Source organism: Actinomadura sp. DC4 (genome assembly GCF_030406325.1).
Classification (GTDB): domain Bacteria; phylum Actinomycetota; class Actinomycetes; order Streptosporangiales; family Streptosporangiaceae; genus Actinoallomurus.
In genome coordinates this window covers 1-26,031 of sequence record NZ_JAUEQY010000050.1, presented here as the reverse complement: position 1 = coordinate 26,031, position 26,031 = coordinate 1, and the positions used below count along the sequence as shown (strand labels likewise).

Sequence of the window (26,031 nt, the reverse complement as noted above, 5' to 3'; positions counted from 1 at the left end):
GCGCGTACGTCTCGGCTCGCCCCTTGCCACCCCCGCCGATCGCCGAGCCTAATCGGGTCAGCGCCACGCCGAGCGTCCATCGGCGGCGGGTCTCAGAACATCCGAAGACCCATCCGCTGACCACGAGCAGCACGACGGCCGGCCATCTCCACCACATGGCAACACCCTGCACCACATCACTGACAGAACGTCACCGGTCGAAGAACGGCAGCGCTCCCCCGGGGTCCTCGAAGGCTGCGGTGAAGCGGCGCGGCCAGTCGAGTACGTCCTCCAGCCACCGCACCCGCATCCGTTCGGCGACGTGCGTCAAGCGGTCGGCCGGGTCCACGCCGATTCCGAGTACGGCCAGGTCGGCCTCCACGCCCGCGTAGTCGTCGTCGCCCAGAACGGCCACTCGTACGATCGGGCGGTTGGACAACAGCTCCATCGACAGCGGATGGCGGCGCAGCGCCCGTACGCGATGGCCGAACAGCGGCTCGGCCGGCTCCTTCAGGCCCGGCAGTTCATGGTCCATCGGCGGCACCGGGTCGCGTTTGTCCGGAACGCCCTCGCCCGGAGGGAACAGCCGGCTCATCTCGTGCAGCCAGCGCAGTTGCGGGATCATCCACGCCGCGCCGGGGAGCGGGTCCGCAGGACGTCTGGGGTCGGCCAGCAGCTGCCCGGCCGCGGTCGCGACGCTCACCGTGAGGTCCTCCGGCGCGTACGCGGCCCGCAGGGCGGCCGAGCGGCGGCCGATGGCGCCGTCCAGCACGGTCGCGAGCATGCACTCGCGCAGGCGGGCGGACTGGGATGTCCAGTCTTCGGCGAGTTCGTCCGGGACGCGGGGCATCGGGCGGTCGACCAGGTGTGCGAGAACGAGAGTGTCCGCCCACACCCGCAGCCACGCCCACGGCGCCGCCGACGCGTTCAGGTCGGCCTCGCGCAGCTCGTACAGCGAGCACGCCCTCCCGTCCCGGCACGACTCCCCGCACGCGGCGGAGCGGCGGCCGTCGATGGGGGGGACCGGTCCGGGCAGCACGTGCTCGCGGTCGCGGCCCAGTGGCACACGTACGCGCAGCGGGCGGTCCATTCCGTCGGCGAACACCGCCGCCGCGCCCGGTGGCAGCGACACCACCTCGCGGGACTGGTCCTCGTCGAGGTTCATCGCGGCGCCGACGAGCCGCCGGTCGTCGTACGCGGGCAGCCGGTGTACGACCTTGAGCGCGGTGTTCTTGACCACGTCCGGGACGAGCTTGGTCGGGATCTGCTCGGCCACGACGATGCCCTCGCCGTACGCGCGGATCTCCGCGAGCATTCCGGCGAACAGCTCCACGGCGTGCGCGCTGGCACGTTCTTCACCGCGGTTGCGCAGCAGGCGGTGCGCCTCCTCGATGACGATCACGTGCTCCAGGCCGCGCGTACCGGTGCCGGAGCGGCGGGCGCGCAGCCGCAGGTGCTCGACGATGCGGATGATCAGGGTGCCCATGAGGAACGCCTTGTCCTCGTCGTTGGCGACGTCCTCGATCGCGAGTACGACGTTGCGGCTCAGCAGGCCCTCCATGTCGGCCGGGTGCCCGCCCTCGAAGAACCGGCCGGCCGAGCCGATGCGCAGCGACCGCAGGCGTACGTCGACGAAGCCCTTCACGTCGGCCATCAGCTCGTTGCCGTAGCCCACGTCGCTGATCACCTGGAGCGCGGCCTTCTGGAGCTGTTCGAGCGTGGGTACGGCGGGCTCGATGGCCGAGCCGGGCCGGCCGCGGCCGGTGACGACGTCCCAGCCGTTGGCCTCGTACACACGCTGCAGCGCCTGCGACATGATCTGCGGGAACGGCTCCTCGGCGTCGAACGCCGCCTGGAACAGTGCCCGCACCATGTCGATATGGGCCTGTACGGGATAGCCCGGCTCGGGTGCGAGCGGATTGACCGATACGGGGACGGCGGCCGGGTCGGAGGGGTTGATGACGGTTACGGGTGCGTCGATCCGGCCCGCCATCGCGGCGTACTCCGACTTGGCCGGCTCGATGGCGAGCCACGGGATGCGCGCCTTGGTCAGCTGTTCGAGCAGGTGGCGTACGGTCTGGGACTTGCCCGCGCCGGTCGACCCGGTGACGAAAACGTGCCGGTTGAGCGTCTGCAGCGGCACCGTGAACGTACCGACCTGGCGGTCCTGCCCGTCGAGCACCTCACCGAGTGCGATGCTCTCCCCGCTCTCGGGCCCGCCCACCTCGGAGGTCACGTCGAAGTAGCCGGCGTCGAGCACGCGCAGGCCCGGGACCTCGCGGCGTGGCAGCCCGGCGAGCGCGGCCAGGGCCCCGGCGGTCGCGATGAACGGGGACTTCAGGTCCTGGTCCTGGGTGTCGACGTGGACCGCCTCATGGAACCGTACGGACCGCTGTCCCGAACGCAGGCGGTACGGGTGGTGGCTCATCTCGACCGACCCGACGAGGACGGGCGCGATCTGGTCGAGATCCTGGGCGGACGCCGCGCCGGCCAGCACGCGTACGCGCCACAGGCCGGCCTCCTGGAAGGCGTCGAGCTCGGCCATGCGGCGTTCGAGGCGTTCGACGGCGAGCTCGTCGTCACCGCGGCGCTGCACCTGCAGCTCGTACTGCAGGTCGGTGACCTCGGCCTTCAGCACCTGCTCGCCGCACTGCTCGGCGATGACGAGCCAGCCGAACGGGCGGCCCATGAGCGTGACGAGCGTCGACTCGAACAGGCTGGGCCCGGTGTCGTTCCTCGTGGACATGAGCGGCGGCGCGAGCCGGGCGGGGCAGCGGCTCCAGGTCATCGCGGCGGCGTCGGCCAGCCAGCCGTCCCCGATCTCGACACCGCGGGCGCCGTTGGGGAACAGCAGCCCCTGCTGGCGATCGTTCGACGGCGTGAGCGGCCCGGCGTTGGTGATGAGCTCGAGCGGCGCGCCTCCGCCGCGCGACATCCAGCCGACGACGAACGACCGGCCGCCCTGCGCCGCCGACAGCACCGCGGGCAGGACCGTGACGAAGTCCCACTCGGCCGAGGAACTGCGGGCCGGTGAAAGGATCGCCTGAATTCGGTACCACGGCCCCTGAAGTCCCCCAGCAACCCCTGCCACCCATGCAGGATTACAGGGCCGCGCCCTTTCATGCCAGAGGGGGACGCCCATTGTGGAGGAGACATCGTGTCCGATCGGGACAGGCCGCAGTTCCTTCCGCCCGAGGAACCGGCCCCTCCTGAGCCGCCCGCGCCCGACGTTCCCGAGGGGCCGGACCGGCTGACCTGGATCGTCGTCGCCGTGAGCGCGGTCCTGCTCCTCCTGGTGGGCGGACTCGCGCTGCTACGGTCCGGCGGGGACGGCCCGTCTCCGGCCAAGGCGGGCACGTCGCCGAGCGACTACGCCGCGGTGCCGGACCCGTGCGCGGCACCGCTGCCCGCCGACGTCCGTACGGTGACGCCGCGGCCCGGCCGGGACTCGTGCACGTGGGAGCTGCTGCGGCCGGAGAAGTCGCGCTCGTTCGAGGTGGCGTTCCGGCTGTCGTCGTCCGCGCAGGGGGCGTCGGGTACGGTCCGGGCCGCGAAGGAGTTCGCCGACGACCTCGCCTACACCTCCGACCCGGTTCGCAACGGTGGCTTCGAGCACGACCCCGAACGGCTGTCCGGGCTCGGCGACGAGGCCTTCGCGGCACAGTCGTCCAACCTCGTCGTTTCCGGGCGTACCTCCTACGACATGGGGGGTGCCGAGGTGGAGGTCCGCCGGCGCAACGTCGTACTGACCGTGAAGTGGCGCGGCGCGGACTATCCGGCTCGCGTACGGGGGGATCAGAAGCTGGTCGGTACGCGGCTGCCCTATCCGGACGCGAAGCGGCAGGCGGTCTCGACGGCGGTCACGTTGCTGGGCCGGCTGCACTGAACCCCCTCTTTAACTTTCTGTAGCCGCCTGATTGCGATCAGTGGTTTAGGCGGGCTAGGTTCTGTGCTGGTGGCGGTCTTCGGGCCGTTCGCCGACTCCCCCCGAACCGGAAGGATCCTTCGATGAGCAGTGATATCGCCGAGCTCGAGCGTCGCGTGACCGCGGTCGAGCGAGAACAGGCTCAGCAGCGGATGGCCGAGCGGTTCGCGGCCCTCGAGAAGGAGACGGCGGACATCCGGATCGCCTTCGAGCAGCAGATGCGGCTTCTCAACGCGTTCGGCCGCGTGCAGTCCGACCAGAACTCCACCCTCCGCAGACAGGGCGAGGCCACCGGTGGACTGGTCCTGGAGGTGACCACGATCCGCCAGACGCAGGTCGACCACGGCGTGGTCCTGACCGAGCACGGGCAGACGCTCGCGGAGCACGGGCGGACCATGGCCGAACACACGCGGATGCTGACCGGACACGGGCAGATGCTGACCGATCAGGAGAAGCTACTGCACCAGGTCCTCTCGCGCCTGCCGGTGCCCGAAACCTGATCATCGCGTCGGTGCTCGCCGGGATGCGCTTCCGGCGGGCATCCCGCCTTCACCATCGCGCTGCGGAGTTGTCGCCAACATTCTGGCGAGTGTGGATCCGTGGCAGGGGTACTGAGGCGTCTCAGGCCGCGGGTCCCGGAGGACGTCCCGCACCACCAACGACTGATCCCACAGCAACGCTCACAAGCGCAGCCGCTCGCGGGCGTTGGCAGGCGCGAGGACGAGCGAGCGTTAACGCTTACTAGCGCGAGTCTCAACGCGCACGAGCGCGGCTGCTCCGCTCGTGGGCACGAGCGTTGACACTTACCAGCGCGGGTCTCAACTCGCACGAGCGCAGGCGCAGGCGAGCGCCCGCGTTGGCGCTTACGGACGCGAGCGTTGGCACCTGCCGACGCGGAACCCAACGTGCACGAGCGCAACCGCTCGCGGGCGCGGGTGTTGGCGGACGCGGGTGTTGGCGTCTTCGGACTTAAAGTCTCAGCGCTTTTTCTTGCGGAAGTCGAGGCGTTCGGGTGGGGGGCCCAGGTTCGGGGCCGAGCGGGAGCCGTCCTGTGGGGTGATGTCCGGCTTGGCGTGGCGGGCGCGGGTTGGGCCTGTGGCCTCCTCGTACTCCTGGATGTTGGCCGTCGGCAGCGTCATGATGCCCGGGTTCGCGTCCACCAGCACGATGCGTCGGCCCGACGGCTCGGCATGGGTGAAGATCATCGCCGTTGGAGGGAGTTGCTGTAGTTCCTGTGGCTCTACCGCCAGCTCGCGCGAGCCCTTGCCCGCGTCCGCGGCCATCGACGTGCTCTGGCCCCATGCGGTCGCGCGGCCGATGCCGTCCGGCAAGGCGTCCTCCGACGTGCCGGCGCCGTCGTACACCGACGGGACCGAGCGGCCCACCGTGCTGATGTACGTGCCGTTCTCCGGGTCCGCTACCGCGTCTCCCAGTTTGTCCGTGAGTTCCGCGACCTCCAGCAACTGCTCCGCACCGATCTGTTCCGCCGCCACGCGCGCGTCCTCGGCGTTGCCCAGACGCATGAAGCCCACCGCCGCGTGGCCTCGGCCCAGTCTCTCCTTCACGTGCGGCGGGATGGAGCGGTACATCAGGACCAGGCCCGTCGACGTCGCCTCGCACGAATCGATCAGACGGTCCAGGACATCGCCGCGCAGCTTCTCCGCGCCGCACACCATCAGCGTGTGCGCCCACGGGGTGCCGCTCTTCGTGGCGCGGAGCACGTGTGTCAGCGCCGCGGCGACGTACGTGCCGAGCACGCGGTTGGTCAGCACGCCGGCGCGGCGGTCGGTCGTGATGACCCGCAGCCGGCTCGGCGGGAGCAGTGTCGGGTTCGAGCCGAGCTTCTCCAGTTTGCGCAGCTGCGACTCCAGCGCCCACGCCCGTTCGATGACGACCCGGTCGGCGGCGCCCCGGCCGAACATCGTGGTGATCTTGGCGAGCTCCTCGTCCGTGATCAGGCCGCTCCGCAGGTCGTCGCGCGGGTCGCCCACCTGGGCCAGGGCGCGCAGCGCGGCGGTGATGCGCGGGATCGCGGCGCGTCCGCCGAAGACGCCGAGGACACGTTCGAGGATGGCGTTGTCGAAGGACAGATCCCGGGTGCTCGACTGCTCCTCGCTCACGCTGACCACCAGGGAGAGCACGTCCGCGAGCTCCTCGGGGCCCAGTCCGTGGGTGAGGTCGAGCTGCGGCAGGTCGCCGGGGAGCACCCAGACGAGCGGCCGCTCGCCCTGGTCGTTGCCGAGCTCGACGAGTTCTTTCGCGACCGCGCCCTCCGACAGGTCCAGCACGGTCACCTGGGAGCCGGCGGCCAGTCGCGCAGCGCCCATCATCGTGACCGCCGCCGACCAGCCCGCGAGCGTGCCCCCGGCCACGTCGACCCGTGCGACGCCCTCCGGAAGCGTCACGGCGTACCACTCGTGCTGCGACTCGAACGCCTCGCGGCGGTGCTGCCACTCCTGGTACGCGCGGGCGTGCGCGGCATGGGCGGCCTCGAGCCGGCGGCGGCGTTCCTCCTCGCGGCGCTCGAACCGCTCGGTCTCCTCGGCCATCCGTGCCCGCAGCACCTTTTCGCTCTGCCACATTGAGTAGCCGGTGATCCCCGCGATCGCCGCGCATGCCACCAGACCCGCGATCGCGAACGCCCACGGGAGGGTGCCGGTCAGCCCGGCGAGGATGAACAGAAGCGCGCCCACGCCGGTGGCGACGCCCATCATCTTCAACGGCCGGTTGAAGAGGTTCTCCTTCTGCCGCTGCGACTCCAGCCACTCCCGGTCGACCTTTTCCGACTCGGGCGGCGTCGGGCGTTTCGGTGGAGGGCCGGGATCGTCATGGACCTGGGCATAACGCCACCCGACGTAGACGCGGCCTGGTTGCAGTAACCGCGCTTCGCGGGCTGTCACATCGACCACGTCCCGGGCTTCTTCGGCTTCTCTAGGGGCACAGAGTAGAAAGCTTCGCGTGAAGAGGGGTGCGGTTTCAACCGACTAGAGGGGTTGTCGAGCGACCAGGAGTGGCATAACCGGACATCAGGCGACAGATGATGACAAAAACCTCACCAGGGTGGTTGTTGCTGACCCTGCGGCTGGGGCGGCGGACCGTAGCCCTGAGGCGGCGGAGCCGGACCCCATCCTTGGGGCGGCGGCCCCTGCTGGCCGCCGTACGGCTGCTGCCCACCGTACGGCGGCTGGCCCTGCGGAGGCGGACCGGGCGGACCGGGCGGACCCGGTGGGCCGTAGCCCTGCTGCTGGTTGCCCCACGCGCCGTACGGCGAGCCGGGCGGCGGCATCGGCTGCTGCCAGTTCTGAGCCGGCGGCCGGCCGTACTGGCCCATGTTCTTTCGCCGGGTCCTGCGCGCGATCGCGCCGACGATCGCGACGACTCCGAAAACGACCAGGTAGATGATGAGCCTGATCGGCGCGTAATAAGCGGTGTGGACGTACGCCTCGGGCATCTGCCTCACTGCTCCCGGTTCCCCTGATCGCCCCTTACGCCGCGCATCGTACGCTGTCTCGGGCATCTCGTGCATTCGGCGCGCCCATCGCTCGCACCGGCCTTTTGTAAGATGCCCGAATGCCCGCTGATCGCCACGTAAGAGCGAAATTCTCCGCCGAGACGATCGTCGTCTACCAGGCGTACCCGTCTCCGATCGCGGACGCCGCTCTCGCGGCCGGCACCTTCGTGGCCCCGTTCAAGCGCGGCCGGATGACCTGGATCAAGCCGAGCTTCCTGTGGATGATGTACCGCTCAGGATGGGCCACCAAGCCGGGCCAGGAGCGCATCCTCGCGGTCGAGATGACGCGTACGGGGTTCGAGTGGGCGCTCGCCAACGCCAGTCTCAGCCACTACGACCGCCACGCCCACGAGAGCGCCGACGCGTGGAAGGCCGAGCAGAGGATGAGCCCGGTGCGCGTGCAGTGGGACCCCGAGCGGTCGATCAGGCTGGAGCCGCTGCCGTACCGCGCGATCCAGGTGGGCCTGTCCGGCGAGGCCGTGAGCCGTTACGTCGAGGACTGGATCCGCGGCATCACCGAGGTCACTGACACGGCTGGAGACATCCGGCGGCTGGTCGCCGCCGGCGAACTCGACGCGGCCCGCGAGGTGCTCCCCGACGAACGCCCGTACCCGCTGCCCGAGCCCGCGCGCCTCCGTACTGCCGCCGCGGAGAACGAAACAGGCCGGCCCCGCTGAGAACTCCAGCGGGGCCGGCCGAAACCGAACACCGTCAGCCGATGAGCGGCGGCGCCACGTCGTCGTCCGCGGCCCAGATGTTCTCGTCCTCGGTCAGCCAGGTCGCTCGTTCGCGACCGTCGCCGTTCTGCCCCTGACCGCCCATCATCGGCGGCATCATCGGCATCATCCCGGAGCCGCGGGCCGCGTTGGCGGCGCCCGCCGCCGCGGCCTCTTCGGCGGCCGCCGCGGCGCCGTTCACCGTCCCGGCCGAACCGATCGTGCCGCCCGCCTCCTGGACGCTGCCCGCACCGGGCGACTTGAGTCCCAGCGGGTCGCCGCCGCCGAGGCCGCCACCGCCTCCGCCACCTCCGCCGAGGCCGACGGGCGAGTAGCTGCTCGGGAAGCCGCTGCCCGACCCCAGCCCCACGGGGCTCGTGCCAAGGCCGGTGCCGGTGCCGGTACCGGGCAGCGGGGTGCCGCCACTGCCGAGGCTCGTGCCGCCGCCGAGACCACCGGGGTTGAGGCTGGTGCCACCGTTCCCGAGGCCACCGTTGCCGAGCCCACTGTTGCCGACGCCGGACAGATCGGTCCCAGAACCCGGGTTGCCGACCCCGGAAAGGTTGGTCCCGGAACCGGGGTTGCCGATCCCGGAAAGGTTGGTCCCGGAGCCCGGGTTGCCGGACGCGGCCAGGTTCGACGCGCTCGGCACGTGCGGAATGCTTCCGCTGCCGCTGCTGCCGTTGTAACCGGGCACCTTGTTGTGCCCGCCGTTACCGTTCCCGTTGCCGTTGTTCGAGGGGTCCCCGTGGTGGCCCGTGTCCACCGGCGGAGGCGGGGGGACGTTCGTCCCGGGCGGGAACGACAGGTTCAGCATGTACGGCAGGCTGTCGTAGGACGTCGCGACGTCCGTGTTGTGCGCCACGAGCTTCTTGCGCGCCCAGTCGTCGCGGAAGGCCGTCTGCGCCTGCATCGACGCCCGGCCGAGGTCGAGCTCGTCCTGCTTGGTGTGACCCGCGCCCTGCAGCGCGGGGTACTTGTCGTAGTTCTCCTGCTTCCACGTGGTGTCCATGTAGACGGCGGTCTGGCTGTCCAGGCCGTTGTCGCCGCTCTCGAAGTTCTTCTTGAACGCCGGCAGGGCGTTGTCGCCGTGCCCCTTCAGGGTGTATCCGGCTTGCGTGGAGGTGTCCATCAGGTCTTTGGCGGACTGGTACAGCAGTGTGAGCTGACGCTGTGCCTCCGGCGCGGCCGTCGCCCCGCCATGCCAGCCCTCGTGCAGTTCCTTCCCGATCTCGAACAGCAGCCCGGGCAGGTCGAGGTTGCTCTTCGCGCTGAAGTTCAGCTTGGTGAGAGCGTCATGGAAGTCGAGAAAGGCCTGGCCGTGCTTGGAGACGTTCCCCGGGTTCGCGGCCTTGGCCCAGGCGGTGATCTGCTCGGCGTTGTGCATGTTGGGATCGTCGACCGGGGCGTTCTGCGACTTGAGATACGCCCAGTACGACTCGTACTTGTGCTCCCCGCCGCCGGTTTCGACCTGAGTGATGTCACTGACGTTGTAGCCGGGGAGATTCGGCTTGTCGGTCATCGGGTCACTTCCAGTCGTTGTTCTGCGCGACGCGCTGCTTGTTGGCGTCCTCGCTGCTGTAGTGCTTCGCCTTGGTGCCTTCGACCTTCGTGATCAGGTCGCCCCAGGCGCTGAGGAAGGCGGTGAAGCCGGTCTGCAGGTGGTCGCTGGCCTGCTTGCTGTCCGACGCGAGGCGCTGACCGGTGGGCGGCCCGAACTCGGCCGGGTTGATGTCCTTGGGCAGGTGCTCGGCCGCCTTGACAAGGGCATCGTGCGCGCTGCGAAGGTTGCTCAGGACGCCTTCGAGCTTCGTGTCGTCATAGATGACCTGCTTTCCCCAGTCGGCACCGCTCTGACCGGTGTCGGGCTTCATCCCCGGCCACTCGTCGTTGCCCCACGGGTACTTCGGGCCTTCATCATCGATACGTGACACTGCGCCTCACCTCTACGACTCGATCCCCCACTTGGACGAGAGAGGGATGACCACGGTTCAACATCTGCGGATCTTCATCGGCTGCGTTCGTCCATGTCTTCCGGAGGCAGGAAATCCGGCCTGCCTCCCGGCTTCGGCGAACCGGCCGGATCGAAGCGACGGTTCGGTTCGGGGCCCGGCGACCTGGACGCCTCGTTCAACGTGCGCCGCCTGCGGAGCCCGGCGAACACGGCGACCGCGAACACGGCGACGATCAGGATGACGCCGATGACGGGCGTCGCCCAGTCCGCCGACTTCTTCTTCCCGGCCGGCGGCGCCGTCACGGGCGGCGCCGACCGCCCGCCGTGCAGGCGGTCGAAGCGTTCGAACACCGGGTTAGGCGCGTTCGCCGCCACCGGATAGGTGTTCTTCATCATCGCGTGGTAGATCCGGGCCACCCCGTAGCCGGTCACGCTGTCCCGGCCGGGCTCGCCGACGTCCTTGGCGGTCGCGGTGAGCCGCTGGACGACCTCACGGGCCGGCATCTGCGGGTTGGCCGCGCGGATCAGCGCGACGCCACCGGAGATCAGTGCCGCCGACGCGCTGTTCCCCCAGGTCTTCGGGTAGTACTTCCCGCTCTGGCCGACCCAGCCGACGTCGACGCCGGGGGCCGCGATCGTCACGTAGTCCTGACGCTCGCTGCCCTTCCAGGGCTGGGCGTACTTGTCGATCGCGCCGACCGCGAGCACACCCGCGCACGACGCCGGGTACTGCGGGAGGTTGGCCTTGTCCCCCTCGTCGCCGGCCGCCGCCACGATGACCACGTCGTGCTGGATCGCCTGCGCGATGGCGGTCTCCACCTGTGCCGGGCACTGGTCGGTCTCCCGGCTCGCGTCGACCGAGAGCGAGATGTTGACCACCTTGGCGCCGTGGTCGGCGGCGTAGCGGATGCCGTCGGCGATCACCTGCGGGGAGTTGATGACTCCCCCGGTGTGCGTGGTCCGGATCGGCAGGATCTTCGCCTCCGGCGCGATCCCGGCGAAGCCGGTGGTCCCGCCGCCCCGGCCGGCGATCACGACGGACATGGCCGTGCCGTGCCCGTCATTCTTCTTGTCGAAGTCCGTACGGCCGTCCGTGTCCTCGCCCGTCACGTCCCCGCCTCGCAGGACCGCTCCGGAGAGTTCGGGAAGGCGGGCGTTGACGCCGGAGTCCATGACGGCCACGGTCACTCCGGCACCGCGGGTGGTCTTCCAGATGTCCTTCACGGCCCACGGGGCGAACCACCATTCGTCCGCCCGCGGACGGGGCAGGGCACCGGCCGGCGTGACCGAAAGCATCGTCAGGCCGAGCGCCGCCGCAGCGGCGGCCATACACCTCATCGAACGCAACGCCGGTACCTTAGATCGTCGAAACGTCTGTCACCCTCGCACGACAATGAGCCCAGGGAATTCACGCGGTGATTCGGTGCGCACCGATCGAGCTGGGACTTTCGCCTCGATGGCCGGCGCGCACCGGACTCTGACGGGGTTCGGCCCCGGCCGTTGGAGCAGCCGAGGCCTGGAGACCTCTTCTTAGAGGACGCCACCGCTCCACAGGTCGTTGTTGGCCTTCTCAGCGGCCGAGTAGTTCTGGTGGACGTCACCGATGGTGAGGCCCAGCCGCTGGAGCACCGCGCCCATGTCGGCCGCGGCGGAGTTCCACTGGGCCTTGGCGGTCTCGTACGTGCTGCCGGCCTGGCCGACCCACGGGGCGAGCAGCTTCTTCAGCTCGCCGTCGAGGTCCTCCAGCTCATCCCGCAGGGCGCGGAACGCCAGCGAGAAGTCGGCCTCGGCCTGCTGCAATGTCGTGAAGTTAGCGCGTGTGTAGTCGAGCTGTCCTGCCATCCTTCAACCCTCCGAAGTCAGCTATGGCTTGCGAGAAGACGCGATCAGGTCCGGCCGTTGAGCAGGTCGTTGACCTTGTTCACCGCGTCGTGCTGCTCCTGCACGCTCGACTCGTACTTGATGTTCGAGTGGACCAGCTTCTCGTGCATCTGGTTGAGCGCCTTGAGGATTCGCGCGAAGTCGTCGTTGAAGTGGTTGAACACGTCATCGAACGCGAGCGCCGCGGTGCTGTCCCAGCCGGACCGCAGGTGGTCCTTGTGCTGCTGCACCTGCACCTGCAGGCCCTGAATCACGCTCGCGGAGTGGTCGATCTTCTGTGCGGCCTGCTTGGCGTTCGCCAAGTCAATGGCAGACTCATCAGCCACGGTTCACCTCCATGATGATCGGGCGGCTTGCGGCCCGATGCTCCGTCGCCTCCCGAGAGACAGCGCCGGGCCCTCCGTGACCGCCTAAAACTGGGATTACGATACGAGACTTATTACGGCCTTGTCCAGTGGATATGCAAAAGTCAAGCTACATAGCGAGAAGTAATGAATTGTTATGTTCGCGTGACCTTCCACGGCGGGCCTGGCCAACAACCCCTATTACCCTCCTGACCTGGTATAAGACAATGGTTTCAGGGCCTGCTGAGGGTCCAGCGCCGGCCCTTCCGGGATGAGATGGAGCAGATTTCCTGGAACCGGGGCGACCTTCTTCACGTCGAAGCCGAGTTTGCCCGCGATATCTGCGGACGGAACGGCGAAGCGCAGTCCCTGGTCGGTCAGGATCGAGTACGAGCTGATGGACTTCGCCTGGTTCGGCGCGGGCAGCAGGCCGAGGAGCGCGCCGTCGCCCGAGGGCAGCACCACCTGGTCCACCACGCCCCCGGCCGCGCCCGACCCGCTCGACGAGGCGCCCACGGCCGGCGTCGGCACGGTGCCGCCCACGGCCACCCGCGCGGCCCCTGACCCGCTCCCGGCGTCGGCATAGACGACGCACAGCGGCGTCGCGGCGTCGTAGGAGCCGATCTTGGGCATCTGGTCGGGCAGGCCGTCCTTGGAGACCTTCGAGGTGGACCGCTGCGCGGCGTTCGCGGCCGCGGCGTTCAGAGGGATCGGCCGAACCTGTTGTCCCTTGTACGCTTTTTGGCTGTCCGGATCGTTCTGCAGGAGCACGCCCTCGGTCTGCTTGATCGGGGCGAGGCCGTCACTCAGCAGGACGTACCAGCGGTCGGTGCCACCGACGGTGCGCACGATGTAGAAGGTGCCGATGGCGGCCTTGCCACCGTCCGGGCCGGTGACCTCATCGCCCCGGTTCGGGACCGGCGGCGGGCTGAAGTCGGGTCCCGGCGGCACCGCGTTGAGCCAGGTCGCCGAGACCTCGGTCGGATGGTCGGTGCCGCTCAGCGGACGTACCTCTGTGTCGGGCAGCTTCATCCGCTGGTTCCGCCACACGACCCACGACCCGCCGGCGCCGTGGACGACCACGGCCTGCCCGTCGCCGAGCGCGTGTCCGCCGACCTGGCTGCCGACGACGAGAGAGGCGTACGAGCGCGTGCCGCCGGTTCCGTTGTCGGCGCTGTGCACGCAGACCGACCAGGGGCCCGTCACCTGGTGGCTGGAGTCGGGGAGCGAGTCGGGCGCGCCGAGAATGCCCACCGGCGCGCCGCGGGTGAACTTGTTGAGCGAGGACTGCGAGACCAGCTTGCGGTTCACCTGGGCGGTGTTGAGGATCAGCCGCGCGGACGCGTAGTTGGCCACCGGGTACAGCTTCTTGTCCTGCTGGCTGTAGACGTACTTGGTGCCGGTCTCCTTCTCGATGATGAGAGTGCCGGCCGCGTCCAGCCCGGTCGCGCCGCCCGGTGAGAGCAGACCCCAGACGCCGAAACCGGCGACCACGAGCACGCCGATCATCATTCCGGCGAAGATCGAGACGGTGAGCCGGCGTGTCGGCGGCTCAGGCATGTCGGGCTCTCCGGCGAGAAGAGCCATCCCGATTCGCTGCATCATCAGGCGATGTGCCTGATACAGGTCACGACGGGTCTGCACCGACACCTCCCGATATTTGGAACATTGCGGAACCCCCCGGCCCGCACCGTAATCTAATGGGCATCGCGGGAGTAATGGAACGCGCCAGCCGGTTCATGGGGGATGGATGAGCGAGCAGCAGAATCGCATCGCGACCCTGCTCAATTCGGGCTCGAGCACGGCGACGACGCCGCCGACGACGACCGCGAGCACCACGACCACGCCGGACACCGTCTCGTACGACATTCCGGCAGGCAAGGACGCGACGTCCGACCAGCTCGGCATCGACTCCACGCCCGACGCGCTCATCTCCGTCGACGGCCACCAGGTCGCCGCGGGCGACAACGGGCTGAGCCTCGACATCGCCCCGGACGGGTCGACGCACGTCACCCACGGGCCGCAGGATCCGACGCAGCTCACGACCTCCACCGCGGGCGACCCGTACGCAGGCACCGCCACGACCGTCCCGGCGGGCACCCAGACCGGTACGACGCAGCCGGGCACGCAGCCGGGAACGACGCAGACCGGCACGCAGCCGGTCGACACCAGCGGTACGACCACGAGCGGCGACACCGGCCAGACCGTCACGCCGCCGCCGGACACGCCGATCGAGCATCTTCAGGGCATCGGCGACCACGCCGCCAAGCTGGACCTCGCGCTGTACGGGCCGGGCACGAACACTCCGGCCCCCGTCCAGCACCAGAACGCCGACGGCAGCTATGACCTGACGATCCCCAAGGGGCCGGACAACCCGCACGCCATCACGCTGCACGTCAAGCCGAACGACGACGGCAGCCTCGACGTCACGGTGCCGAAGAGCGAGACGAACCCGCACGAGATCAAGATCCACGTGCAGCCCGACAAGCACCTCGATCTCAACATCACCCAGGACAAGGACGGGCATCTCAAGATCGATGCCCACGACCACCCGGCGGACCAGCAGGGCGACTGGCCGGGGCTGAAGCAGCCCGCCGGAACCGCCGGTGACCCGAACAACCCGAGCGACCCGAACAACCCGGACGTCCCTCAGGTGCCGCAGATGCCGGAGACGCCCAAGGTGCCGGCGGCCGGCGACGGCTCCCCGGCCGGTGGCGGCGGCGGTCTTCCCTCAGGGGGCGGCGGCATGCCCTCGGGCGGCGGTGGCGCTCCCTCCGGCGGTGGCGGCGGCCTGCCGTCGACCGGCGGCAAGCCGAACGTGCCGGCCCAGCAGCAGCCGGCGGTCCCGGCGACCGGCTACGCCAGCATCCGGCAGGAGTCCATCACCAACCTGGGCAAGGACATCGACTCGGGTCCGGTCCAGACGATGGACCAGGCGCACAAGGCCGCCGCGGACATCAACATCGGGTACCCCGGTTTCGGGATCATGGGAGCCACGTCCGGGCTGGCCTCCGCGCACACGTCGGTACGCAACGCGGGCGCGCAGCAGTTCCAGGACGGCCACACGGCATTGTCGAAGTGGGTCCCCAACCTCAACGCGACGGCCACGAACTGGCAGGGCGCCGAGGACGACTCCACCACTCAGGTCAACGGCATTCCGAAGTAGAGCGCGAAGAGGGAAACCATGGCTATCAGCGACTTCATCGACTCCGCGCCGAGTGTGACCGGGGCGGGGCTCACCACTTACGCCTGCTTCGCCGTGCCCTCGGCGATCCCGCTCGCCCTCATGCAGGGCGCGGTCATCTCCGACCCGGCGGAGATCTGGCGTGCCGGCGCTGCGCACACCGACCTGGCCGGCAAGGCGAACACGACCAAGTCCGAGATCACCCAGGCCGTCGACAAGCGTGCGAGCGCCGACAACTGGGAGGGCAACGACAAGAACATGTTCGTGCAGGCCAACGTCGAGCCGTACAAGTCGGCGCTCGACCAGACCGCGCAGACGCACGACGGGATCAACGACGCGCTGAGCACCCTCGCGAAGGTCTACATGGGCGCGGGCCTGCTGTCGCTGACCATCGGCGGCATCCTGGCGGCCTGCGCCTCCGGGGTCATCGCCTGCTCCTGGATTCCCGGTGCCAACGTCGCCGCCGAAGGAGCGGCGACGGCGGCGGCCGAGACCTCCACCGGGGTGTTCCGGACCATCCTCTCCCGGCTCGCCCTGCTCATCAGCAAGGCCGGCAAGCTCCTGAGCTCGCTCAAGGGCCAGGGCATCCTGGCCCTCGCCGGCGCCGTGGAGTTCTGGTCGGCGAAGACGGGACTCACGACCACCGGTGCTTCACCGGCCATCTGGCCCGGGGTCGCTCAGCCCGGGCAGCCCGGCCAGGCGCCCGCCTGAGACCGGGACGTCAGAGTCCGAGCTGCTTGGCGATGCGCTCCAGCTCGGACATCGCGTCGTCGAGCGTACGGTCGTAGGCCACCGCGGCCTGCTGGATCCGCTCCTGGACGGCCTCTTGGTTCTGCACGAGCGCCATCGGGTTGGCGGCCTCGCCATAGGTCTCGGCCATGAGCTCGCTGAGCTGGCGGTGCAGGTCGTCGGTCGCCTCTTTGATGAGGTTCTTCAGCGCCTCGGCGAAATCGGCGGCCGGCATGCGCATGGCACGCGGGTCGATCTGAATGTCGGAGACACCGCCGGCGGTCGTGCAGGTCACTTTGATCCGCCGGTCGGCGCTCTCTGCGTGGCCCTCGAGTTCGGCGGCACGCTCCTGCATTTCCTTGACCCGCGCCGATTGCTCTTCCGAGATCCGGATGAGCTTCTCGATGTCCAGGTTGGTCAAGTCCCCGAATTCACTCATGCTTCACCTCTTTCGCCGTGAAGTATGCAGCCAAATGTCGACCGGCACCAGCGGAGACGCGGCCATGTCATCCGCTCAGCCCGCGGACCTTTCCATAGACGTGCAGGACCGCCAGGGCGAGCGGGACCAGGGCGATGATGGCGAACATGTCGATGATGTCCCCCGCGCGGCCCCAGAACGGCGTGGGCCGGTGGCCCGGGAGCCACATCGCCATCGTCAGGGCGATCGCGGCCACGGCGAGGACGAGCGGCAGCACCATCGCGAGACCCTGCGCGGGTGTCGCCCGCAGCGACAGCCCGACGTCCAGGAGGGCGAACCCGCCGAGCCCGACGACGAGCATCCAGCTCCGCTGGGAGCGGCCGCGGAAGATCCGGGCCCGCAGCAGGAGCGACAGGCAGACGACGGCGGCCATGATCGGCCCGGCCTTGCCCGGCGAGAGGGTGAGGAACAGCAGTCCCACCGCGGAGACCAGCGCGATGCCGGCCACCAGGCCGGTGGCGAACCGGTCGGCGACGCCGGCACGGCGCAGCAGCGACTTGCCGTCGATCACCGTGGACTCGCTCCGCAGGTCCTCGGCGCTGGTCGGGATCGGCGGCAGCGGCACCCGGGCGAAGCGGAACGACAGCGTGGGGACGAGCGCGCTGAGGGCGAGCACGACCACGACCGCGCTCGCCGCCACACCCGCCGGTTCGAGCCCGTCGAACAGCAGCGTGACCGCGGCGCAGACCGTGCCCACGAAACCGGCGAAGCCGACACCCACGAACCAGGGCAGCCCGTCGGCCACGCCGAAGCCCGCGATCACCGCGATCACCGTGACGGCGGCGAACGCCGCCAGCAGATGGGGCGCGCCCACGTCCACGAGCGCCAGCTCGTCCCGTGCGGGAGCCAGCAGACCGGCCAGGAAGGCGTACGGGAGCGCCGCGTACCCGAGGACGGCGCCGCCCATCGAGTCGCCGACCGCGCGGGACAGCGCCGCGCCGAGGGTCGCCAGGACCAGCGCGACGATCCCGGCGGCGGCCGCGGAGGGCACCCACGGCGGGCCGGAGGCCAGGATCGGGACGATGCCGAGGACGAGCATTCCCGCGCCGGCGAACATCCCGAAGCGGCGCGTCGTCTCGGGCCGCCAGCGGTCGGCGCGGTCCTTCTTCCCGGTCGCGACCACGTCGGCCACGTCGTCGTAGACCAGCTCGGGGATCAGCGTCATGCGCGGACGGAAGTACAGGACCTCGCCGTCGCGTACGTCGTGCTGGGCCAGGCTCATCCCGTTCTCGAACGGGGGCCCGTCCAGCCGCTGGAGCACCCAGCCCGAGTGCGCGAGCCCGGAGTCGGCCAGGTCACGGCCTGCGGCGCGCAGCAGTGTGGGAAGCATCTGGGCCAGCGGGACCTCGGCCGGCAGCGACAGATCGATCCGCCGCCCCGGCGCGACGATCGTGATCCGACACAGATCGGCTCCGACTCTCGGACTCACGGTCTCCCCCATCGGCGGATTCGAACGAACCAACATGAATTGGGTTAATAGGATGTCGCTTACTCACGCTCAATGCCAGCGGCCTCGGGAGGTACTCCGTTGAGCACGGTGATCGTCAGCAGGCAAGAACGACGGCCTCCCCCAGAGATGCCACGGGGCGAGGTACTCCTCGAATCACCGCCGGAGATCCCCGAGACCATGTCGGCGGGCTTCCAGGCCATTTTGACGTACGTGCCGATGGCCGCGGGCGGCGGCGCGATGGCCTTCATGCTCGTGGCGCCGGGTTCGAACCCGACCATGTTCCTGTCCAGCGGAATGATGTCGCTGTCGATGATGGGGATGATGCTGGGCCAGATCAGCCGGGGTACCGGCGACCGGAAGCAACGTCTCAACGGCGCCCGCCGCGACTATTTCCGCTACCTCTCGCAGGTGCGCCAGAAGGTGCGCCGCGCCACCGCGCAGCAGCGGGAGGCGCTCGAGTGGAACAGTCCCGACCCGGCGTCGCTGTGGTCGCTCGTGATGAGCGCCCGCCTCTGGGAGCGCCGGGCCAGTGACGCCGACTTCGGCAACATCCGCATCGGCAGCGGCCCCCAGCGGCTGGCCGTGCAGCTCATCCCGCCGGAGACCAAGCCGATCGAGGACCTGGAGCCGATGACGGCGGGCGCGCTGCGGAGGTTCGTACGCGCGCACTCCACCGTCCCGAACCTGCCGATCGCGGTCTCCCTCACGTCGTTCTCCCGGATCCTCCCGGCCGGCGACCCGAAGGCCGTACGCGGGCTCGTGAACTCCTTGATCGCCCAGGCCGCGTCGTTCCACTCTCCCGATGACCTGCGGATCGCCCTGTGCGCGTCGCCGGAGCGCATGCAGTCGTGGGACTGGATGAAGTGGCTCCCGCACGCGATGCACCCCGAGGACACCGACGCCGCCGGCCCGGTGCGGCTGATGGCCAAGACGATGTCGGAGCTGGAGGCGATGCTCGGCCCGGGGCTGAAGGATCGGCCGCGGTTCTCGCCCGGCCTGACCTCCGACGACATGCCGTACCACATCGTCATCGTGGACGGCGGCGCCGTCAGCGTGGACAGCCAGCTCAGCGCGGACGGCATCGACGGTGTCACCGTGATCGACCTCAGCGGCGTGGTCACTCCGACGTCCGAGGCGACCATGCTGCGGCTCAACGTCGCGGCGGACTCGATGAGCATCGTCCGGCGGGACCGTACCGGCAAGGACGTCGCCCAGCCTCTCGGCAAGCCCGACTCCATGGAGTACGTCTCCATGGACGGCCTGGTACGGCAGCTGGCGCCGCTGCGGACCAGCGGCGCGAGCGAGCCCGAGCAGAGCGCGCTGAACGCGAACCGCACGCTGACCTCACTGCTCGGTGTCAAGGACCCGACCCACATCGACACACCGGCGCTGTGGCGCCCGCGGGCACCCCGCAACCGGCTGCGCGTGCCGATCGGCGTCGCCGCCGACGGCCGCCCGGTGGAGATGGACATCAAGGAGTCCGCCCAGGGCGGCATGGGCCCGCACGGCCTGGTCATCGGCGCGACCGGGTCCGGCAAGTCCGAGCTGCTGCGCACCCTGGTCCTCGGCCTCGCGGTGACGCACTCCTCCGAGGTGCTCAACTTCGTGCTCGTCGACTTCAAGGGCGGCGCGACCTTCCTCGGCCTGGACACCCTGCAGCACGTCGCCGCGGTCATCACCAACCTGGAGGACGAGCTCCCGCTGGTCGACCGCATGTACGACGCGCTGCACGGCGAGATGATCCGGCGCCAGGAGTTCCTGCGCTCGGCCGGCAACTACGCCTCCCTGCGCGACTACGAGGCGGCGCGTGAGCGCGGCGCCCAGATCCCGCCGATGCCGACGCTGTTCGTGGTGCTGGATGAGTTCTCCGAGCTGCTGTCGGCCAAGCCGGAGTTCGCCGAGCTCTTCGTCATGATCGGCCGCCTCGGCCGGTCGCTCGGCGTCCACCTGCTGCTCGCCTCGCAGCGCCTGGAAGAGGGCAAGCTGCGCGGCCTCGACACCCACCTGTCCTACCGCATCGGCCTGCGGACCTTCTCGGCCATGGAGAGCCGGGTCGTCCTCGGCGTGCCCGACGCGTACGAACTGCCCTCGCAGCCGGGCAACGGCTACCTCAAGTTCGACACGACCGGCATGACGAGGTTCAAGGCGGCGTACGTCTCCGGCGCCTACAAGGCCGAGGAGGAAGAGGTCGACGACGACGGCCCGCGCGTCGTACCGCAGATCGTCCCCTTCATGCCGGACTATCTCGCGCCGCAGATGATCGCCGATCCGGACCCGGAGCGGACGCGCGACACGAGCGAGAACAGCACCGAGGACAGCCTGTTCGACATCATCGTCCGCCAGCTCGCCGGCCAGGGACCGCCGGCGCACGAGATCTGGCTGCCGCCGCTCGACGCGCCGTCGACGCTGGACGAGCTGATCCCCGGCCTCACGGCCACGCCCACGCAGGGATTCACCGCGCCGGGCTGGGAGGGCCGCGGCCGGATGTGCGCCCCGGTCGGCATCGTCGACCGCCCCTTCGACCAGCGCCGCGACGCGATGTGGGTGGACCTGTCCGGCGCCGCCGGAAACGTCGCGGTGGTCGGCGGGCCGCAGAGCGGCAAGTCGACCATGCTGCGCAGCCTGATCGCCTCGCTCGCGCTCCTGCACACGCCGCAGGAGGTGCAGTTCTACTGCCTCGACTTCGGCGGCGGGACGCTCTCCTCGCTCGCGAGCCTGCCGCACGTCGGCGGTGTGGCCTCCCGCCTCGACGGTGACCGCGTCCGGCGTACGGTCGCGGAGATGTCGGCCCTGCTGACCCAGCGGGAGCGGGAGTTCACCGAGCGCGGGATCGACTCGATCACGACGTACCGCCGGCTGCGCGCCGAGGGGAAGGTGCCCGGCGACGGGTTCGGCGACGTCTTTCTCGTCATCGACAACTGGCTGCTGCTGCGGCAGGAGTTCGACACCGTCGAGGGCGGCATCACCGACATCGCGGCGCGTGGCCTGGGCTTCGGCATCCACGTGGTCACCTCGACCAACAAGTGGTCGGAGTTCCGGATGAACATCCGGGACCTGTTCGGGACCCGCGTGGAGCTGCGGCTCGGCGACCCGTACGAGTCCGAGATCAACCGCAAGCTCGCCGACAACGTCCCGCAGAACTCCCCGGGCCGCGGCCTGACCCGCGACGGCCTGCACTTCCTCGGCACGCTGCCGCGCGTCGACGGCCGTACGGCCTCCGACGACCTCGGCGACGGCGTCCGCTCGCTGGTGGAGACGGTGTCGGCGGCGTGGACCGGCCCGGCCGCGCCGCGCGTACGACTGCTGCCCGCCACGCTCGCGCCGTCGGCACTGCCGGCGCCGTCGGTGTCCGGCCGGCGGATCCCGATCGGCATCGACGAGGACACGCTCTCGCCGGTCATGCTGGACTTCTCCGCCGACGCTCACTTCATCGTCGTCGGCGACACCGAGTCGGGTAAGTCGAACCTCCTGCGGCTCATCGCGGAGGGCATCGTCGCGCGCAACACCCCGGACCAGGCCCGGCTGATCTTCGTCGACTACCGCCGTTCGCTGCTGGACACGGCCGACACCGAGCACCGGATCGGATACGCGGCGGCGAGCACGTCCGCGACGTCGCTGCTGAAGGACGTCCAGGGCGCGCTGGTCAACCGGCTGCCGACCTCGGACCTGACCCCGGAGCAACTGCGCAACCGGTCGTGGTGGAAGGGCTCGGACCTCTATCTGATCATCGACGACTACGAGCTCGTCGCCACGTCCAACAACCCGCTGATGCCGATCGTCGAGCTCCTGCCGCAGGCCCGCGACATCGGCCTGCACGTGATCCTGGCGCGGGCGATGGGCGGCGCGGGACGCGGCCTGTACGACCCGGTGATCCAGCGGATCAAGGACATGGCCAACCCGGCGCTGATCCTGTCCGGCACGAAGGAGGAGGGCGCCCTCTTCGGCGACGTACGCGCACGGCCACTGCCTCCGGGCCGCGGCTATTTCGTCGAGCGCCGCACCGGAACCCGCCTCATCCAGACCGCCTTCCTCGGCGGCGACGAGACCGGCGGAGACACCGTCTAGGAGTCCTGGCGGTCCGGGGCCGGGTGGGTGCCCGGCTTCCAGCGGCGGCGGCGGCCCATCGGGATGAAGATGCCGCCGGCCACCGCCGCCGCGGTGCCGCCCAGGGCGATGCCGGTCACCGTCAGTGCCACCGAGCGGGTCTGCCGGTCGGGCCGGTTCCGGTACGTGATGTGGATCGCCTGGCCTCCGCCCGCCGCGGCGCCGCCCGAGTCCGTGCCCTCGCCGGGCAGCAGGGCCGTGACCGCCTGGACCGGGTTGATCATGCCCGCGCCCGAGCCGGTGCCGCTGGAGCCGTCGGCCGTGGCCTCCAGGCGCCGTTTGACCTGCTTGAAGTCGAGCTTCGGGTGGTAGGCGCGTACGAGGGCGGCGGTTCCGGAGACGTACGCCGCGGCGAAGCTCGTGCCCTCCTCGTTCGGCGCGTACCCGCCCGGCCAGAGAGTGGCCACCTGCTTGCCCGGGGCGCTGACGCTGACCCTCGTCACGGTGTTCGACGAGTCGGCGACCGAGCCGTCGGGGCTCAGTGAGCCGACGCCCATGACGTCCGGGTAGGCGGCCGGGTACGCGGGGCCGGTCGTGCCCTTGTCCTGGTCGGTGACGTTGCCGGCGGCGGCGACCACGAGGGCGTCGTGGGCCTGCGCGTACCGGACGGCCGAGCGCAGGGCGGCGGTGTCCGGCGAGGTGACCGAGACATTGATCACTTTCGCCTTGTGGTCCGCGGCGGTCCTGATCGCCAGGGGCAGGTTGGGGTCGGCTCCGTCGGTGTGGTCCTGGTTCGTGAACTTCACCGAGAGGAGGCGCGCGGCCGGCGCGACGCCGACGAACGGGAGGTTGCGCGACCGCCGGTCCTGGGCGGCGATGATGCCCGCGACCGCGGTGCCGTGCCCGACGCAGTCGCGGTTCATCGTATGGGTGAGGTCGATCGAGGTCACGTGGCCGGCGAGCTGCTTGTGGCCCGCGTCCACGCCGCTGTCGACGACGGCCACCGTGACGCCCTTGCCGCGCGTGAGGTTCCAGACGCGGGTGAAGTCCAGCCGCTGCTGGGCCCAGGGTTCGGTCTGCAGGGCGGCGATCGGCTGGGGCGGGGTGCACTGGACGGCCGGGGGCGCGGAACGTGACGGCGTGGCCTTGGGCGATCCCGTGGGCTTGGGCGTCGGCTTGACCGCGGCGGCGGACGGCGTGCCGATGAGCGCGGCCAGGCCGAGAGCTCCCGCGGCGGCGAGCCCGCCCAGCTTCAGTGCCCTCATACCCATCCCATCCACCGTCGCTCCGGTCGGCCGGGTTCCGTCAGAGCACGGACGGCCTGCGCCGACAAAGGCGGCACAAATGGTGATGTTAGTGCGTAGGGGCGTGCTCAGCCCTCGTCCGTACCCCGGCTCTGGTGCGTGGGAAACGGGTTGCCCTCGTCGTCAATGCCGATCGGGAACTGATAACGCTCGACGTCATCGACCTCGACCATCTCTTCGGGCGGGATCGCGTCGCGTTCCTCGACCGCGCGGCGCATGCGCTTCAGGGCTTCGCGGTCCTCGTCGGAGAGTTCGGCCATGACTGTCTTCCCCACCTCCACATCCTTCCGGACTACCTTATGCTCGATGCGGGGGTATTCAGGTTGATTGCCGCGAAGAGGAACCTGACGCGGACGGTCAGCGTCTCTACCTCCAAGGCCGGCCGGGGCGACATGACGGAGGTGATCGAACATGAGGGCTGAGTTTCGCGCGTCGCTCGAGGAACTCATGGATGACTACTCCAAGCAGGTCGGACGCCTCAACGAGATGCGGCGCGACCTCGACAAGGTCAGCGCCACCGCGACGCGGCCGGACGGCCTCGTGACGGTCGTCGTCGGCCCACGAGGGCAGGTACAGGACATCCGCCTGGACCCACGGGTCTACCGCAAGCTCGACAGCAGTGAGCTCTCGCGCGCCATCATGGAGCTGATCGCGAAGGGCACGGCCGACGTGTCCGAGCAGATGAAAAAGATCATGACGCCCTTCATGCCCGAGGGTCTGTCATACGAGACGGCGCTGGGAGAAGACGGCGACTTCACCGCCTTTCTGCCTCAGCCGCCGACGGTTCCCGACGAGGAAGAGAAGTCCTGAGGGCATTATGACGATGTACAACGGATACCTCGTGTATCCGGCGCAGATGCGCACGCGGGCCACCGGCTTCACCGATGCGGGCCACGACCTCGAGGTCGTGAAGAAGACCCTCGAAACGGACCTCGGTGACGGAGAGTATCTCGGTCGTGACCAATACGCCGAGCAATTCCTGAAGAATTACAAGCCGTTGCTGGCCAGCATCTGGAAGATGCTCGACGACAACGCGAAGGGCCTGCACGGGGTCAAGGGGGGCCTCGACGACATGGCGACCACATACGAGCAGGCGGACGTCGCCAGCACTATTCAGGCATAAGGCGTGGACCAGGCACTCGAGGATCTTGTTCCAGGGATCGTCAAGCCCTACGTCGGCTGGATCGTCGGCATGGACTGGCCCGAAGCCGACGAGGACACGATCTTCGAGAAGGTCGAGAAGCTCACCGCCGCGGGCAAGGGCACCGACGGCGTGGCGACCTCGGGCGACATCACCTTCGACGCCGTCAAGGCCTGCATGGACGGCATCGCCTCGGAGGCGTTCGGCAAGTACTGGGACCAGTTCACCAAGGCGGACCCGCAGTTCCTGCCGAACCTGACGAAGGCCTGCCAGGAAGCCGCCACGCAGCTCAAGAGCTACGGGCTGGACGTCGAGTACACGAAGTACATGATCCTGTGCTCGCTGATCCTGCTGGCGTTCCAGATCGCGTACTTCATCGCCATGGCCGTACCGAGCTTCGGCGGCTCGCTGTCCCTCATCCCCGGCGCGTGCGCCATCACCCAGATGAGCGTCCGGCAGCTCGCCGTGATGCTGCTGCGCAACATCCTCGTCTCCACCGCGATCATGGAGGGGATGGACGCCGGGATCCAGGGCACCCAGATGCTCGAGGGTCACCGCGACAGCTGGGACTGGGAGAAGACCAAGGCCAGCATCGAGGGCGGCGTGATGACCGGTGTCGCCCTCACCGGCATGGCCGGGCTGTTCAGCAGGGTCGGCGGTCCCCGTCTGGCCTCGGCGGCGGCGGGGGACCTGAAGTTCGGAGACCTGGCCGGCCGCGAGAAGCTCGCCGCGTTCATGACGAACTCCTGGGGCGGGCACATGCTCCAGAGCGGCGCGGCCAACATGCTCGGCAGCGTGCCGATGCTCGCCGCCAGCGGGCAGCTCGACTGGGAACACCTGGCCAAGGCCGGCACGTCCGGCCTCATCGGCGCCGCCGACGGACACCTCATCAAGCCGACGAGCGTCGGCGGGCGCGACCTTCCCCCTCCGCCGGGCGAGCTCACGCTCGCCGCCGCCCATCCGGGCGTCGGCGAGGCGGGCCGTCCCGAGCCCGCGGGTCCGCCGCCGATGGACACCGACCGGATCCTGTCCGGCGACTACAGGGGCCCTGCCGGAGACGGCGCGGTCGTACCGGCCGGCGAACACCTCCCGGTCGGCGAACACGACACCGGCGTCACCCAGAACGACGGCGGAGGCGGCAGCGCCCCGGCGGTCGTACACCAGGAGGGCGGCGGCACCCAGCAGACCGCGGCCCCGCACACCACCCTCGCGGACGCCCACGCGCCCGGCGGCGGCCTTCGCCCCGCCCAGTCGTTCGCCGGCGACGGGGGAACGGTCGTCCGGCCCGACGCCGCCGCGCGCCCCCGCGCCGAGCAGGAGGTGGCGCCGGTCCTCCCGGTCCCGCCCCCGCAGGCGGACGGCCGCGCCACGGGCCCGGCGGCACCGCCGGC

General features: G+C 69.9%; 22 protein-coding genes. 9 read left to right on the top strand and 13 right to left on the bottom strand.

Annotated features, from left to right (window positions below; all coding sequences use genetic code 11):
* Nucleotides 1-190: 190 nt before the first annotated feature.
* Nucleotides 191-3,070, bottom strand: a complete 2,880-nt coding sequence (locus QWU11_RS44615; RefSeq protein WP_290120671.1) for an ATP-binding protein — start codon at nucleotides 3,068-3,070, stop codon at nucleotides 191-193.
* A 66-nt stretch (nucleotides 3,071-3,136) separates the two neighbouring features.
* Here QWU11_RS44615 and QWU11_RS44610 point away from each other — a divergent pair, with 66 nt between their 5' ends.
* Nucleotides 3,137-3,865 (top strand): hypothetical protein, encoded by a 729-nt coding sequence (locus QWU11_RS44610; protein ID WP_290120670.1) that lies wholly within the window; start codon nucleotides 3,137-3,139, stop codon nucleotides 3,863-3,865.
* Nucleotides 3,866-3,987: 122 nt separating this feature from the next.
* Complete coding sequence (locus tag QWU11_RS44605; RefSeq protein WP_290120669.1) at nucleotides 3,988-4,404, top strand: hypothetical protein; 417 nt, start codon at nucleotides 3,988-3,990, stop codon at nucleotides 4,402-4,404.
* A gap of 477 nt (nucleotides 4,405-4,881) precedes the next feature.
* Here the strand turns inward: QWU11_RS44605 and QWU11_RS44600 are convergent, their stop codons facing one another.
* A complete protein-coding gene (locus QWU11_RS44600; protein ID WP_290120668.1) occupies nucleotides 4,882-6,813 on the bottom strand; it encodes a hypothetical protein in 1,932 nt (643 codons plus the stop codon).
* Nucleotides 6,814-6,956: 143 nt separating this feature from the next.
* Complete coding sequence (locus QWU11_RS44595) at nucleotides 6,957-7,364, bottom strand: hypothetical protein (RefSeq protein WP_290120667.1); 408 nt, start codon at nucleotides 7,362-7,364, stop codon at nucleotides 6,957-6,959.
* A 110-nt stretch (nucleotides 7,365-7,474) separates the two neighbouring features.
* Between QWU11_RS44595 and QWU11_RS44590 the strand changes: the two genes are divergently transcribed.
* The gene (locus QWU11_RS44590; protein ID WP_290120666.1) at nucleotides 7,475-8,092 is read left to right on the top strand and encodes a DUF4291 domain-containing protein; all 618 of its coding nucleotides are present in this window, start codon (nucleotides 7,475-7,477) and stop codon (nucleotides 8,090-8,092) included.
* 34 nt (nucleotides 8,093-8,126) lie between these two features.
* On the opposite strand, the gene QWU11_RS44585 is transcribed toward QWU11_RS44590, so the two are convergent.
* The 6 genes from QWU11_RS44585 to eccB all read right to left on the bottom strand — a co-directional run bounded on the left by QWU11_RS44585 (nucleotide 8,127) and on the right by eccB (nucleotide 13,954).
* A complete protein-coding gene (locus QWU11_RS44585) occupies nucleotides 8,127-9,653 on the bottom strand; it encodes a hypothetical protein (RefSeq protein WP_290120665.1) in 1,527 nt (508 codons plus the stop codon).
* A 4-nt stretch (nucleotides 9,654-9,657) separates the two neighbouring features.
* A complete protein-coding gene (locus tag QWU11_RS44580; RefSeq protein WP_290120664.1) occupies nucleotides 9,658-10,065 on the bottom strand; it encodes a hypothetical protein in 408 nt (135 codons plus the stop codon).
* A 74-nt stretch (nucleotides 10,066-10,139) separates the two neighbouring features.
* Nucleotides 10,140-11,414 (bottom strand): S8 family serine peptidase, encoded by a 1,275-nt coding sequence (locus QWU11_RS44575; protein ID WP_290120663.1) that lies wholly within the window; start codon nucleotides 11,412-11,414, stop codon nucleotides 10,140-10,142.
* Nucleotides 11,415-11,615: 201 nt separating this feature from the next.
* Nucleotides 11,616-11,927 (bottom strand): WXG100 family type VII secretion target, encoded by a 312-nt coding sequence (locus QWU11_RS44570; RefSeq protein WP_290120662.1) that lies wholly within the window; start codon nucleotides 11,925-11,927, stop codon nucleotides 11,616-11,618.
* Between the two features lie 44 nt (nucleotides 11,928-11,971).
* Nucleotides 11,972-12,292 (bottom strand): WXG100 family type VII secretion target, encoded by a 321-nt coding sequence (locus tag QWU11_RS44565; RefSeq protein WP_290120661.1) that lies wholly within the window; start codon nucleotides 12,290-12,292, stop codon nucleotides 11,972-11,974.
* 219 nt (nucleotides 12,293-12,511) lie between these two features.
* A complete protein-coding gene (gene eccB, locus QWU11_RS44560) occupies nucleotides 12,512-13,954 on the bottom strand; it encodes a type VII secretion protein EccB (RefSeq protein WP_290120660.1) in 1,443 nt (480 codons plus the stop codon).
* 106 nt (nucleotides 13,955-14,060) lie between these two features.
* On the opposite strand from eccB, the gene QWU11_RS44555 reads away from it, so the two are divergent.
* Nucleotides 14,061-15,476, top strand: a complete 1,416-nt coding sequence (locus QWU11_RS44555) for a hypothetical protein (protein WP_290120659.1) — start codon at nucleotides 14,061-14,063, stop codon at nucleotides 15,474-15,476.
* 18 nt (nucleotides 15,477-15,494) lie between these two features.
* On the top strand, nucleotides 15,495-16,205 hold the full coding sequence (locus QWU11_RS44550) for a hypothetical protein (RefSeq protein WP_290120658.1): 711 nt from the start codon (nucleotides 15,495-15,497) through the stop codon (nucleotides 16,203-16,205).
* A 10-nt stretch (nucleotides 16,206-16,215) separates the two neighbouring features.
* Here the strand turns inward: QWU11_RS44550 and QWU11_RS44545 are convergent, their stop codons facing one another.
* Nucleotides 16,216-16,644, bottom strand: a complete 429-nt coding sequence (locus tag QWU11_RS44545; protein ID WP_290120657.1) for a YbaB/EbfC family nucleoid-associated protein — start codon at nucleotides 16,642-16,644, stop codon at nucleotides 16,216-16,218.
* Between the two features lie 85 nt (nucleotides 16,645-16,729).
* On the bottom strand, nucleotides 16,730-18,130 hold the full coding sequence (eccD, locus tag QWU11_RS44540) for a type VII secretion integral membrane protein EccD (RefSeq protein ID WP_290120656.1): 1,401 nt from the start codon (nucleotides 18,128-18,130) through the stop codon (nucleotides 16,730-16,732).
* 108 nt (nucleotides 18,131-18,238) lie between these two features.
* Between eccD and eccCa the strand changes: the two genes are divergently transcribed.
* Nucleotides 18,239-22,216 (top strand): type VII secretion protein EccCa, encoded by a 3,978-nt coding sequence (gene eccCa, locus QWU11_RS44535; RefSeq protein ID WP_354670956.1) that lies wholly within the window; start codon nucleotides 18,239-18,241, stop codon nucleotides 22,214-22,216.
* Here the strand turns inward: eccCa and QWU11_RS44530 are convergent.
* Nucleotides 22,213-23,460, bottom strand: a complete 1,248-nt coding sequence (locus QWU11_RS44530; protein ID WP_290120654.1) for a S8 family serine peptidase — start codon at nucleotides 23,458-23,460, stop codon at nucleotides 22,213-22,215. The genes eccCa and QWU11_RS44530 overlap by 4 nt on opposite strands.
* A 107-nt stretch (nucleotides 23,461-23,567) precedes the next feature.
* Nucleotides 23,568-23,774, bottom strand: coding sequence for a hypothetical protein (locus tag QWU11_RS44525; RefSeq protein WP_290120653.1), 207 nt, complete (start codon nucleotides 23,772-23,774; stop codon nucleotides 23,568-23,570).
* Nucleotides 23,775-23,910: 136 nt separating this feature from the next.
* On the opposite strand from QWU11_RS44525, the gene QWU11_RS44520 reads away from it, so the two are divergent.
* The 3 genes from QWU11_RS44520 to QWU11_RS44510 form a co-directional block, all read left to right on the top strand.
* The gene (locus tag QWU11_RS44520) at nucleotides 23,911-24,309 is read left to right on the top strand and encodes a YbaB/EbfC family nucleoid-associated protein (protein ID WP_290120652.1); all 399 of its coding nucleotides are present in this window, start codon (nucleotides 23,911-23,913) and stop codon (nucleotides 24,307-24,309) included.
* Between the two features lie 7 nt (nucleotides 24,310-24,316).
* A complete protein-coding gene (locus tag QWU11_RS44515) occupies nucleotides 24,317-24,622 on the top strand; it encodes a hypothetical protein (protein ID WP_290120651.1) in 306 nt (101 codons plus the stop codon).
* Between the two features lie 3 nt (nucleotides 24,623-24,625).
* Nucleotides 24,626-26,031, top strand: a 1,406-nt coding sequence (locus QWU11_RS44510) for a hypothetical protein (RefSeq protein ID WP_290120650.1), incomplete at its 3' end; no start/stop codon positions are given.